Source organism: Staphylococcus gallinarum, from assembly GCF_000875895.1.
GTDB classification, from domain to species: domain Bacteria; phylum Bacillota; class Bacilli; order Staphylococcales; family Staphylococcaceae; genus Staphylococcus; species Staphylococcus gallinarum.
In genome coordinates this window covers 161,096-174,836 of sequence record NZ_JXCF01000026.1, presented here as the reverse complement: position 1 = coordinate 174,836, position 13,741 = coordinate 161,096, and the positions used below count along the sequence as shown (strand labels likewise).

Sequence of the window (13,741 nt, the reverse complement as noted above, 5' to 3'; positions counted from 1 at the left end):
TAAATGAGAATTTCTTAATTATTTAAATTTTTTTTCATAACTAAGCAATTCTTGTTCAATTTTTTGTTAAAAATATTGATATATGTTTAGTCTAACATAACTTACAAATGAAAGAAATACTGTTATACTATACGTAATATGCATAAAATAATAATTTAGAAAGTAGGCATCATAAAATGGAAACATTATTTTCAGGTATCCAGCCAAGCGGAATTCCAACACTTGGTAATTACATTGGTGCATTGAAACAATTTCGTGAAGTCCAAGACGATTACGATTGTTTCTTTTGCATCGTCGATCAACACGCAATCACAATGCCACAAGACCGCTTAAAATTGCGTAAACAAACACGACAACTTGCAGCAATATATTTAGCTGCAGGCATAGACCCAGATAAATCTACATTATTTATACAATCTGAGGTTCCTGCACACGTTCAAGCAAGTTGGATGTTAACGACGATATCTTCAATTGGCGAATTAGAACGCATGACACAGTTCAAAGATAAATCAGCGAAACAATCATCTGAAGGTGTTCCAGCAGGATTACTAACATATCCTCCTTTAATGGCAGCAGACATCGTGATTTACAATACAAATATCGTTCCAGTAGGAGATGATCAGAAGCAACATTTAGAGTTAACTCGTAACTTAGTTGATCGTTTCAATTCACGTTATAATGATATTTTAGTGAAACCAGAAATAAGAATGCCAAAAGTTGGCGGACGTGTGATGAGTTTACAAGATCCTACTAAAAAAATGAGTAAAAGCGATGACAATCAAAAAAACTTTATCTCATTATTAGATGAACCAAACGTGGCAGCTAAGAAAATAAAAAGTGCTGTAACTGATTCTGATGGCGTTATTAAATTCGATAGAGAAAATAAACCAGGTATCTCAAACTTATTATCTATTTATTCAAGCTTAACTGACGAATCAATAGATGCACTCGTTGAAAAATATAAAGAATCTAATTATGGTGTATTTAAAACAGACCTTGCTGAAATCGTTAAAACATTCTTAACAGACTTCCAAGAAAAATACGAAGGCTACTTCAATTCTTCAGAGTTAGATGATATTTTAGATAAAGGTCGCGACAAAGCTCAAAAAGTTTCATTTAAAACATTGAAAAAAATGGAAAAAGCTATGGGTCTTGGACGCAAAAGATAAATATTATTTATAAAAACTGTTAACAAACGGTGATGTTTGGTGACAGTTTTTTTTCAGTTTCAAAAACGACCTAACCTTGAGTAAAGGTTAGGTCATTAAATTTAAATTATTTGTCTTTCTTCTTTCCAGTTTCTCTATCGATGGATTTGTCTATTTTCACATGTTTCAATGTTGTATCTCCACCAATTTGGTGATATATCAGTCCTTTAACTTGAGGGTTTGTTAAGTGTGCTTCACCTTTTTGATAAATGGGTGCAACTGGTGCATCACTTAACATTAATTCCTCAGCTTTTTTCATTGCTGCATTACGTTCGTCAGGTTTAGTCAATAATTTGCCATTAGCATCTTTAACTAATTTATCGTATTCTTTGTTACCCCAACCAGTGTTGTTTGATGCATTACCTGTTGTCATAATACTTAAATATGTTAATGGGTCTGGATAATCCGGTCCCCAACCAGATAATGATGCTTCAAATGTTTCTGCATGTTCTTGGTTAATTCTTTGTTTAAAAGGAAGTTGTTTGATTTTCAATGTAACACCAGGCAAATTCTTTTCTACCTGTGATTTGATGAACTCTGCTGATACTTTTGCATCTGCCGTATCTTCAGTATTCATCGTGAATGTAACTTGATTCACACCAAGCTCCTTTTTAGCCTTTTCTAAGTGTGCTTTTGCTGACTTAGGATTGTATGTCAGTGGTGAATCTATAGTTTCTGAGAAGTCTTTACCATCAGGTGTTTTAGCTGTCATCTTAGATGTAAAGCCATCCATACCCGTAGAACCATTATTTTTCACTGAGTTAACATATCCTTCTTTATCAATAGCTTGTGAAATTGCAAGACGTAAGTTTTTATTTTTAAATTCCGGTACATTTTTTTGGTTTAATTTAATATAGAATGTACTTGCCAACAAACGTTTTTTCAAACCTGGATTATCCTTATATTTATCTACTTGGTCAGCTGTAATAACAGTATCATCTACTGAACCAGTATCAAATAACGAAGCTCCGGCTTGTTGGTCTTTCAACACCTTATAATTCACACGATCTAAATGAACTGCCTTTTTATCCCAATAGTCTTTATTCTTAGAAAGTTGAAGTTTATCTTCGACTTTCCAATCATTCAATTTAAATGGTCCATTATATACTGTTTTTTGTGCTGTTGTACCATACTGTTCACCGTATTTTTTTACTATTTTTTCATTTTGAGGCATAAATGTAGCGAAGGCTAGCATTTCATTAATATACGGAATAGGTTTTGTTAACTTCACTTGTAACGTATAATCATCTAGTGCTTTAACCCCTAGTTGATCAACTTTCTTTTTACCCATATTGATTTCTTCAGCATTTTTAATATCATACATTATGTATGCATATTCAGATGCAGTATTTGGATTTACTACACGTCGCCATGCATATACAAAATCTTGTGCTGTCACAGGATCTCCATTAGACCATTTAGCATTTTTTCGTAATTTTATAGTTAATGTTTTGCCACCATCGCTCTTCTTAGGCATTGATTTGGCAACACCAGGTACTGCTTTATCATCTTTATCTAAAGTATATAATCCCTCATAAATTTGGTTATATAAATCAAATGACACTGTATCTGTAGCTAAAGCCGTATCAAGAGATGAAATATCTTGAGGTAACACCTTTCTAAATACTTGTCCCTTATCAGAATATACACCCTCTGCACTACTACAGCCTGCTGTGATTACAGTTAAAGCTAACAGTACAATAAATAATTTTATCCTTTTCATAGAAATCCCCCTTTCCCTCTATACTATTGTCTGCTTAAATTGATTTTTGAGATTTTCTGCTTCATCTTCAGTAGTAAACACGTAATGACTTGGTGTGATTTCGTGTAATGTTCTTCGACTATTATTAGCAGAATCTTCCGTATAAACTGTTCTTTTTCGTACGCGTTCACTTTCAGGATCTGGTTGTGGCACAGCTGAAAGTAACGATTTAGTATAAGGATGCATAGGGTGATTATAAATTTCATCGGCAGAACCTAACTCTACGATTTTCCCAAAATGCATGACCGCAATTCTATCCGAAATGTATTTCACCATGGATAAATCATGTGCAATAAATAGGAAAGTAATCCCTTTTTCTCTTTGTAATTTTAATAGTAAATTAACGACTTGTGCCTGAATCGATACATCTAATGCAGAAATCGGTTCATCGGCAATTATAAATTCTGGCTCTACTGCAAGGGCTCTAGCGATGCCAATGCGTTGACGTTGGCCACCAGAGAATTCATGTGGATATCTATTGGCATGTTCTTTACTTAAACCTACAGTTTCTAATAAATCATATACACGTTTTTTACGATCTCTCGTACTCGTTGCTAGTTTATGTATATCTATGCCTTCTGCAACGATATCCATAACTTTTAGTCTAGGATTTAAAGATGCGTATGGATCTTGGAATATCATTTGCATTTTTTTATTAAATTTCAAAGAATCTTTACGGTTTTTAATCTTTTGAATATCGATACCTTCATATAGGATTTCACCATCTGTAATATCATTTAATTTAATAATCGCTTTACCCGTAGTAGATTTTCCACACCCAGATTCACCAACTAAACCAAATGTTTCACCTTTATAAATATCAAAGGAAATATTTTCTATAGCTCTCACTTCATTATGTTTACCTTCGTTAAAATACTGTTTTAAGTTTTTGACTTGTAATAACACTTCATTATTTTGCTTCATTAAACGACACCCTTTCTACTTGTTGAGGTTTGTCGAAATTATTAGGCATACTACTCAAACGTTTTTGTACCATTTCTGGTGGTTCAACCTTTGGTGCACGCTCATCTAACAACCATGATTTCACGAAATGCGTCGGTGACACTTGATACCATGGCGGTGGTGATTTAAAGTCAATTTCTAGCGCATACGTACTACGTTCAGCAAAAGCATCACCTATTGGTGGATGTAGTAAATCAGGTGGTGTACCAGGAATTGCCAATAACTCTGTATCTGTACCAGTTGTTAAATCTGGCATTGATGATAATAGTCCCCATGTATAAGGGTGCTTAGGATCATAGAATATTTCATCTACATCTCCTGTTTCAATCATTTGGCCACCATACATTACAGCAACTCTATCAGCAACATTTGCCACTACACCTAAATCATGTGTAATAAAGATGATTGATGTGCTAATTTTATCTTGTAATTTCTTCATTAAATCTAAAATTTGAGCTTGCATCGTAACATCTAATGCTGTTGTAGGTTCGTCAGCAATTAATACTTTGGGCTCACATGCTAACGCAGTTGCGATGACGATTCTTTGTCTTTGCCCACCTGAAAATTGATGTGGATATGCATTAAACCTTTTTTCCGCATTTGGTAAACCGACAAGATTTAGAATTTCTAATGCTCTTTCTTTAGCCTTAGACTTACTATAATTTTTATGCTTCATTAATGGTTCCATTACTTGTTTGCCAATTTTCATTGTTGGATTTAGAGATGTCATGGGATCTTGGAATATCATTGAGATATCTCTACCTCTTAATTTTATTAATTCCTTTTCTGACTTCTTAGACAAATCTTCTCCTAAGAAGATGATTTCGCCCTGTTTAATTCTGCCAGTGTCACCTTGGAATAACTTTGTTATCGCTTTAGTGGTAACGGATTTCCCAGATCCAGACTCACCTACAATCGCCAAAGTCTCTCCCTTATTCAAATAAAAATCAACACCTCTTACTGCTTGCACTTCCCCTGCGTCGATATCAAAGGAAACATGCAAATCGTTTACTTCTAATATTCTTTCTGACATAATGTTGCCCCCTTTTATTATCTACGCATTTTCGGATCAAATGCATCACGTAATCCATCACTAAATAAATAGAAGAATAATATTAATAAGCTTAATACTATCGCTGGAATAAATAATTCGTGTGGATGGATTAATAACATCGCTCTACCATCATTCACAAGTGAACCTAAAGATGTTTTAGGTGCTGGTACTCCTATACCGATAAAGCTTAAGAACGCTTCGAAGAATATTGCATTAGGTACAGTGAACATAGATGTAACTACGATAGGACCTAATGTATTAGGTAGAATATGTTTGAATATCAACTTAAATTTCGAAGCACCTAATGTTCTCGATGCCATTACAAATTCTTGATTTTTCAATTTTAAAAATTCACCACGTACGACACGACTCATGCCTATCCATCCAGTAATCGCCATAGCTAGAATAATTGTCCAAATAGATGGTTCAAATATTAGTACAAATAAAATAACAACAATTAAATTTGGAATCGAGGCAATAATTTCAATAATACGTTGCATGATATTATCAACTCTACCTCCGAAGAACCCAGATATCGCACCATAAACAACACCGATAAAGATATCTAGTAATGCTGCTACAACACCAATAAATAATGATACCTGAGCACCTTGCCAAGTTCTAGACCACAAGTCGCGGCCTAATTGATCTGTCCCAAACCAATAATTATCATCAGCGCCAGCTTCTTTATAAGCACTCTTGCCATCAACGCCCTCACCATCGAAAGGTAAGAATGGTATTTTATCAAGTACAGGTATTTTTGCAGGTAAATTACGTTCTTCAACATTTTGCTCTGCATAGTCATGTTTTGTAACGACAGGTCCAATTAAAGCAAGAATAATGATGATAATAAGTCCTATCATTCCGACAATTGCAAGTTTATTTCTTTTTAATTGAGTCCATGCATCTTGCCAAAAGTTTTTACTTTCACGTTGCATTTCTGGTTCTTTTTCAATATCTTGCTTTGCTGCAACAAAATCAGAAGCTGCAATTGCATCCGATGTATGAGTCATTACTGCATTAGAATAATCACCATTTAATTTTTCATCTCTTTTATCAGCCATTATTTCTTACCTCCTTGTACACGAATACGTGGATCAATAATGCCATATAAAATATCTACAAGGAATATAGAAACAATGAATAACGTACTAAATAGTATTGTAGTTGCCATAATCACAGGAAAGTCGTTTGTTGTAATAGATCTCACAAATTGATCCCCGAGACCTGGAACACCAAAGATATTTTCAATTGTTAATGTTCCCGTTAAGATACTTGCTAACATTGGTACTATAATAGTGATTACTGGTATTAATGCATTTCGTAATGCATGTCCAAATAACACACGCATCGTTGAATTACCCTTTGCTCTAGCTAGCAAGATGTAATCCGAACTTAACACTTCTATCATTTCCGCCCTTATGTATCTTGTTACAGTTGCTAAAACAGCTGCAGACAGAGCCAATGAAGGTAATACAGCTGTATCTATGCCCTCCCAACCAGCTACTGGAAACCATTGTAATCTGACAGAAAATACATATTGTAATAATACTGCCAGTACAAATGATGGCACTGAAACTGCAATTACTGATATAACAGTTGCTGTATAATCAACCCAACTATTTTGCCGTACTGCTGCAATAACTCCCAATATTAGTCCTAATATAACTCCAATAACCATCGCTGTTAGTCCCATTTCTAGTGATGGAATCAACCTCGGTTTTATCAATTCCCAGACAGGTTGATTATCGTATTGGAACGAGTTCCCAAAATCACCTGTAACGACATTTTTCAAATAACTTACATATTGTACAGGTACCGGATCATTCAAGCCATATTTTTCATTTAAGATGTGTTTTTGTTCAGGACTTAATTTCTCATCATTAAATGGTGATCCTGGCATTAATTTCATTAGGAAAAATGTTATCGAGATAATGATGAATAACGATAAAACCATGTATCCTAATCGTTTTAATACATATTTAAGCATAACTAATCCCCCTTTAGTAACAGAATAAACATTTCTTTCTAAATTTTCAGAAATATTTAATAACTATTATATATTCCCTTCATCTATTGCGCAATATTGTTTTGCTTTACATTAATAAAGAATTGTTAAACAAATCTATTTATAATCCCATTAATCCTTTGATATAAAAGGTTAATTAATTTTAATTATTCATTTTTTAGTTCTATTAAGTTACAATTAATTTAATAAATAATGGAGGCAATCAAATGAGACAAAAGCAAACTTTACTAATATGGTTACTATTAACACCTTTGATTTCACTCATTTTATGGCTTTTTGGTACACATCATTTTACTCATTTTGTTAATATACTTTTTTATATTGCTACTATCTTAACCATTATTCTATTTGTGTTAATAATTGTTCAGGAAGGTATATTAGACCCAACGAGTTATGGCTTTCGTAGATTAAAATATCAACTTTCAAATAAAAAGAAACGACAAGCATTAGATGAAGATGAATTCTTTAAACCAAAACAGGTAAAGAGAGAACAATATATCGTTAAAACGTGGGTTATTAGCGGTTTTATCATTAATTTAATCTATTTTATTCTCAGTATTATACTCGCATTTACAATATAAAAGAGGATGCATCCTTTAACGGATACATCCTCTTTTATATTATTTATTAATCAGTAAACTTTTTGAATATTAACACTGCGTTATGACCACCAAAGCCTAAACTATTACTCATTGCATAAGTAATATCTAAATCGATTGCTTTGTTTGGTACAATATCAAGATCACATTCTGGATCTGGACTTTCAGCGTGAATTGTTGGTGCAACTTTACTATCTCTGATTGATAATGCAGAGAAGATTGCTTCTATACCACCAGTGGCACCAAGTAAGTGACCTGTCATAGATTTAGTTGAACTTAGTTTAAGTGATTGTGCTGCTTCACCGAATGTATTTTTAATCGCTTGAATTTCAGTCAAATCACCTACAGGCGTACTTGTACCATGTACGTTAATATATTGAATATCACTAGGTTCAATACCAGCATCATCCAATGCTGTTTGCATCGCACGTGCACCACCTTCTCCTTCTGGAGCTGGCGCAGTAATGTGGTGTGCATCTCCTGTTGAACCATATCCAACAACTTCTGCATAAATTTCTGCACCACGTGCTTGTGCCGATTCTAATGATTCAAGTACGACAATACCAGCACCTTCACCCATAACAAATCCATCTCTACCAGTTTGGAATGGTCGACATGCAGTTTCTTTATCGTCGTTTGTAGACAATGCACGACTAGCGCTAAATCCAGCAATGGCCATATGTGCAATTGGAGCTTCAGAACCACCTGTAATCATAGCGTCTGCATCACCACGTTGGATAATTTTAAATGCATCACCGATTGAGTTTGTACCTGTTGCACAAGCAGTAACTGTGGCACCGTTAGGACCTTTTGCACCTAAATCTATTGATACTTGGCCAGTTGCCATATCAGCAATTAACATAGGTACGAAAAATGGGCTAACACGTCTTGGTCCACGTTCTAATAATTGGGTATGTGCAATTTCAAATGTTTCCATGCCACCAATACCTGAACCAATCCACACACCAATGTTATTCGCATTGTCTTCGTTGATATCTAATTTAGCATCTTTGACTGCTTCACGAGCTGCTACAACTGCATATTGTGTGAATCTATCCATACGGCGTGCTTCTTTTTTATCAATATGGTCTTCTATATTAAAATCTTTTAATTCTCCAGCTAAATGAACATTGTAATCTTTAGTATCTATTCTAGTAATTGTATCAATACCATTTACTCCGTTTAACGCATTGTCCCAACTAGTTTTTGCATCGTTTCCTAGAGGTGATAATGCGCCAACTCCTGTAATCACTACACGTTGTTCTTTGCTCATATTTTATCCTCCTATTTTCCCCATCTTAGTGTGACAGCACCCCATGTTAGGCCGCCACCAAATCCAACTAACACTAAGACATCATCGTCTTTAATCTTTCCATTTTCTAATTCTTGAGCAATACTCAAAGGAATTGAAGCAGCTGAAGTATTACCATACTTATCAACTGACACACTCATTTTTTCCTTTGGAATACCTAAGCGTTCTCGTGCAGATTCCATGATTCGAATATTTGCTTGATGTGGTACAAACATATCAACATCTTCTGGTTGAAGATTTGCTTTAGCAACTGCATTTGTAGAAGCTTCGCCCATAATTCTTACAGCAAATTTAAATACTTCACGACCATTCATAAAGATTTTGCTGTTTTCAGGATTTAAGTATAAATATTTTCCGCCAGAACCATCTGAACCAAGTTCATAGCTTAAAATACCTCGCCCTTCCGATACTTCACCAATAATAGCAGCGCCTGCGCCATCACCAAATAAAATAGCAGTCGAACGATCAGTTAAATCTGTAATTTTTGATAATTTGTCGACACCGACAACTAATACGTTTTTATAATCACCGGATTGTACAAATTGCTTTGCATTGATCATTGAATACATAAATCCACTACATGCTGCTAATTGATCCATTGATGCTACTTTTCCGGTACCTAATTTTTCTTGTAACATATTGGCAACTGTTGGAAACGGATAGTCTCCTGTCGATGTTGCCACTAAAATCATATCAATATCAGATGCTTCAATACCTGCATCCTCAATTGCTTTTAAACTTGCTTTATAAGCTAAATCCGATGTTTCTTCATCTTCACTAGCCCATCGTCTTTCTTTAATTCCTGTCATTTTTGAAATCCATTCATCGGATGTTTCTAAAAATGTTTCAAAATAGGCATTATCTACAACATTTTCTGGAGCGTATGCACCGAAACCTTTAATACCCACGTTCATAGTTGAACACCTTCTTAATTATAATTTTAATACCAGGTATTAATTTAACATAATACACATTTGAAATACAAGAACTATGACTAATATGTAGGTGAAATACCTATTTTATTATAAATTAAAGAAAATCTTTGTACAATGCAAATGAATATATTCTGCTGATAAATACTATACAAATAGCGCTTTCTTATTTATAATGTAACTATATATATTAAATTGGAGGCATTACATAATGAAATACCTCGCAGTGTTATTTTGGGCTGTTCTATTATTAGAGATGGTTAATTTTGTATTAAACAGTTTAGATGGTGGCGGTGCATTAAATTTAATTACACCAATCATTGCAGCAGTCGTATTTACAATTCTGATTGCATTATTTGATTTGGTTGTAAAACCTTCTACCAAACAATCTAAAGAATCATAAAGTATTTTGACAAGCCAGTACAAAGGCTTGTCTTTTTTTGTTATTGCATGATTAATTAAGCTAATCATATGCATCATATGTATCAATAAGTTGGATGTTAATGTGGTGAATATTTTTTGTAGCATTTATATTTTGTATGATGCACAGTCTTTCTTAACAAGACATAACAACTACATTTATCATGTGTGGTCAATACCTGAAAATTTCATTTAATAACAACATAGGGTCTGAGACATTATTCTTTCAGACTAAAATAGCTGATTTGTGATTTTATTTAAATCTTCGTCTCTTAACCTGTTATTCATTTCTTGTTTTACCTCAGGGATAATTTCTGTTTCAATTAATTCATTATAAAGTGTCTAATTTTTTGTAGTGCTAACATATAAGAACTGCGTATTGTTTGCGAGACAACTGAGGGAGTAAGATGCGTGGCGCGATAAATGCTCGACCCAGCCCCCTTGGTAAGCAAGTAATAACAATACGCAGTATTGATAGAAATAACAAGCCCATCAAAGATTTTTGATCTTTGATGGGCTTAATGCTGGGTATTTAGATCCCAGACTGTATTCCTATGATTATTGTATTGTTTGTGGTTTGTGTTCTTCGAATGTTAAACCATCTTCAGATAAATCAATGCTGATTGTTGTACCTTCTGGGAAGTTTTCTCGTATCATTTTTCGTGCTAATGGTGTTTCAATTTGACGTTGTACAAATCGTTTCAATGGTCTTGCACCGAATTGTGGTTCGTATGCTTCTTCGCCTAACCATTGTTTTGCTACATCTGACACTTCTATTGAAATACGTTGTTCCATCAAACGAATGTTTAAGTGTGTTAAAATTTTGTCTACGATTAAACTCATATCATTAACTGTTAATGGTTTGAATAAGACAATATCATCCATACGATTAATGATTTCTGGTTTGAAATATTGATTTAAATTATTCATAACTGCTTTTTCAGTATTCTCTGTAATCACACCGGCGTCTTTAACATTTTCAAGTAAGATCTGAGAACCAATGTTACTAGTCATGATAATAATTGTATTTTTAAAGTCTACTGCTCTACCTTTAGAATCAGTTAAACGTCCTTCTTCTAGTATTTGCAGCAACACATTAAATACATCAGAATGTGCTTTTTCGATTTCATCTAACAGAATAACTGAATATGGATTACGTCTAACCGCTTCTGTGAGTTGACCACCCTCATCATGACCAACATAACCTGGAGGTGCACCAATTAATCTTGAAACGGAATGTTTCTCCATATATTCGCTCATATCAATTCGAATCATATGTTTTTCAGAGTCAAATAAAGTAGACGCTAACGATTTAGCTAGCTCTGTCTTACCTACACCAGTTGGACCTAAGAATAAGAAACTGCCTATTGGTCTGTTAGGATCTTTAATCCCTGCTCTTGCTCTTACTACAGCATCAGCTACTAAATCTACTGCTTTATCTTGGCCTACGACACGTTCATGTAGTATATCTGCAAGATTTAGTAATTTTTCTCTTTCAGTTTCTACTAATTTAGAAACAGGAATACCTGTCCATGAGCTAACGATATCACCTATTTCTTCATCTGTAACAATTTCTCTGATAATACGGTCGCTATCTCCATTTTGCTCATATTGGAATGCAGCTTCCATTTCTTGTAATTCTTTTTCAAGTTCTGGTATTTTACCATGTTGTAATTCTGCTGCTTTTTCTAAGTTATAGTTGTTCTCAGCATCTTCTAATGCTTTTCTACTTTCATCTAATTCAGTGCGTTTCTCTTGAAGCTTAGCAATTTTACCTTTTTCTTCTTCAACACGTGATTGAATTGCATTTTGCTTTTCTTTTTCATTAGATAATTCTTCTTGTAACTCTTGTAGACGTTGTTTACTTGCATTATCTGATTCATTCTTCAATGCAGACTCTTCAATTTCTAACTGCATTACTCTTCTATTAACTTGATCTAATTCAGTTGGATTTGAACCCATTTCTGTTCTAATCGTAGCACAAGCTTGGTCGACTAAATCTATTGCTTTATCAGGTAAGAATCGATCCGTAATATAGCGATTTGATAATTCTGCAGCTGCAACAAGTGCTCTATCTTGAATTCTAACACCATGATATACCTCATAGCGTTCTTTTAAACCACGTAAAATAGAAATTGTATCTTCTACATCAGGCTCTGATACATTTACTTTCTGGAAACGACGTTCTAATGCAGAATCTTTTTCAATATATTCCCTATATTCATTAAGTGTTGTTGCACCAATACAATGTAATTCACCACGTGCTAACATGGGTTTCAACATGTTTCCTGCATCCATTGCGCCCTCAGTTTTACCTGCGCCTACTAACATATGGATTTCATCAATAAATAAAATGATTTTTCCATCTGACTCTTTAACTTCTTTCAATACGGCTTTTAAGCGTTCTTCAAACTCGCCACGGTATTTCGCACCTGCAACAAGTGCACTTAAATCAAGCTCGAATATTGTTTTATCTAATAATGACTCTGGCACGTCCTTTTTCACAATTCTTTGTGCTAATCCTTCTACGATTGCTGTTTTACCTACACCCGGTTCACCAATTAGCACAGGATTATTTTTTGTCTTTCTACTTAAAATTCGAATCGCATTACGAATTTCTTCGTCACGTCCAATGACTGGATCCATATTACCTTGACGTACTTCCTCTACTAAATCACGACCATATTTCTCTAACGCCTCATAATTAACTTCAGGGTTTTGTGATGTCACATGATTTCCTCCTCTTATTTTTTTAATTATTTCCGTTATTACTTCTTTTTTATTGCCGACAAATTGTGCTGTCGTTGTATCTATGTCTATTGCTGATAATATTAAGTGTTCCATTGATATAAATTCATCTTCATATGATTTCATATAATCTTCAGCTTTAGTAAATAATTCATTTGCTTTTGCACTTATATACTGCCCGTATTGAACGTTGTCACCTTGAACAGTTGGATATTGTTTTAATTTATTATTATAAGTTGTTAATAATTCGTTTGTATCAATATTGGCACGTTCAAGTACACTATTAAATAAACTTTCATCTTCATTTAATGCAGCGGCTAATATTGCTTCAATTTCTATATTTTGATTTTCATATGTTTTAGCTAATTCCATTGCCTTTTGTAAGGCTGATTGAACTTTATAGGTCATTTGATTAATATCCAATATGATTCACCTCACCATTGAGTGTTTGATCAAACCAAAGTTAATTTGACTTTGACTTTCTTTGACCTTAATTTAATTATAGTCCCTCTTTCATGATTTATCAACCATTATGATTTATTTTAATCATAATTTTTTAAGCGTTTATAGAAAATAATACGCTCAAAATAAATTGCTCAATCAAACGTTTATCGTTTTCATGCCAAATGTTAATTAGAATTATGTCATTATCCTTTTAACAATATTTTATACATATTTTTTATATTACCAATACTTATTTGTTTAAACTTATCG

Annotated in this window: 11 protein-coding genes; 3 read left to right on the top strand and 8 right to left on the bottom strand. The window is 33.8% G+C overall.

The annotated features are described in order from the left end of the window. The first annotated feature begins 176 nt into the window (after window positions 1-176). Window positions 177-1,169 carry a tryptophan--tRNA ligase gene (gene trpS / locus SH09_RS11605; RefSeq protein ID WP_042739811.1) on the top strand — a complete coding sequence of 331 codons (993 nt, stop codon included), beginning with the start codon at window positions 177-179 and terminating at the stop codon, window positions 1,167-1,169. Between the two features lie 106 nt (window positions 1,170-1,275). Here the strand turns inward: trpS and SH09_RS11600 are convergent, their stop codons facing one another. Genes SH09_RS11600 through opp3b form a run of 5 tightly spaced genes read right to left on the bottom strand, consistent with a single transcriptional unit; the run spans window position 1,276 to window position 6,977 of the window. Further along, the gene (locus tag SH09_RS11600) at window positions 1,276-2,931 is read right to left on the bottom strand and encodes a peptide ABC transporter substrate-binding protein (protein WP_042739810.1); all 1,656 of its coding nucleotides are present in this window, start codon (window positions 2,929-2,931) and stop codon (window positions 1,276-1,278) included. Between the two features lie 18 nt (window positions 2,932-2,949). Then, window positions 2,950-3,894, bottom strand: a complete 945-nt coding sequence (locus SH09_RS11595; protein ID WP_042739809.1) for an ABC transporter ATP-binding protein — start codon at window positions 3,892-3,894, stop codon at window positions 2,950-2,952. Next, on the bottom strand, window positions 3,881-4,966 hold the full coding sequence (locus tag SH09_RS11590; RefSeq protein WP_042739808.1) for an ABC transporter ATP-binding protein: 1,086 nt from the start codon (window positions 4,964-4,966) through the stop codon (window positions 3,881-3,883). The genes SH09_RS11595 and SH09_RS11590 overlap by 14 nt, the downstream gene beginning before the upstream one ends. Window positions 4,967-4,983: 17 nt before the next feature. Further along, entirely contained in the window at window positions 4,984-6,051 is a 1,068-nt protein-coding gene (gene opp3C / locus SH09_RS11585; protein ID WP_042739807.1) for an oligopeptide ABC transporter permease, read from the bottom strand. After that, window positions 6,051-6,977, bottom strand: coding sequence for an oligopeptide ABC transporter permease (gene opp3b, locus SH09_RS11580; RefSeq protein WP_042739806.1), 927 nt, complete (start codon window positions 6,975-6,977; stop codon window positions 6,051-6,053). The genes opp3C and opp3b overlap by 1 nt, the downstream gene beginning before the upstream one ends. Window positions 6,978-7,222: 245 nt before the next feature. Between opp3b and SH09_RS11575 the strand changes: the two genes are divergently transcribed. Next, on the top strand, window positions 7,223-7,597 hold the full coding sequence (locus tag SH09_RS11575; protein WP_042739805.1) for a DUF3899 domain-containing protein: 375 nt from the start codon (window positions 7,223-7,225) through the stop codon (window positions 7,595-7,597). Window positions 7,598-7,643: 46 nt separating this feature from the next. On the opposite strand, the gene fabF is transcribed toward SH09_RS11575, so the two are convergent. Together fabF and SH09_RS11565 are read right to left on the bottom strand one after the other, a co-directional pair. Further along, on the bottom strand, window positions 7,644-8,888 hold the full coding sequence (gene fabF, locus SH09_RS11570; protein ID WP_042739804.1) for a beta-ketoacyl-ACP synthase II: 1,245 nt from the start codon (window positions 8,886-8,888) through the stop codon (window positions 7,644-7,646). An 11-nt stretch (window positions 8,889-8,899) separates the two neighbouring features. Continuing rightward, window positions 8,900-9,841: a beta-ketoacyl-ACP synthase III gene (locus SH09_RS11565; RefSeq protein WP_042739803.1), complete on the bottom strand. Its 942-nt coding sequence runs from the start codon at window positions 9,839-9,841 to the stop codon at window positions 8,900-8,902. A gap of 229 nt (window positions 9,842-10,070) precedes the next feature. Between SH09_RS11565 and SH09_RS11560 the strand changes: the two genes are divergently transcribed. Next, a complete protein-coding gene (locus SH09_RS11560; RefSeq protein ID WP_042739802.1) occupies window positions 10,071-10,262 on the top strand; it encodes a YjzD family protein in 192 nt (63 codons plus the stop codon). Between the two features lie 575 nt (window positions 10,263-10,837). Here SH09_RS11560 and clpB read toward each other — a convergent pair. Further along, window positions 10,838-13,450 (bottom strand): ATP-dependent chaperone ClpB, encoded by a 2,613-nt coding sequence (gene clpB, locus SH09_RS11555; RefSeq protein WP_042739801.1) that lies wholly within the window; start codon window positions 13,448-13,450, stop codon window positions 10,838-10,840. Between the last annotated feature and the right edge of the window lie 291 nt (window positions 13,451-13,741).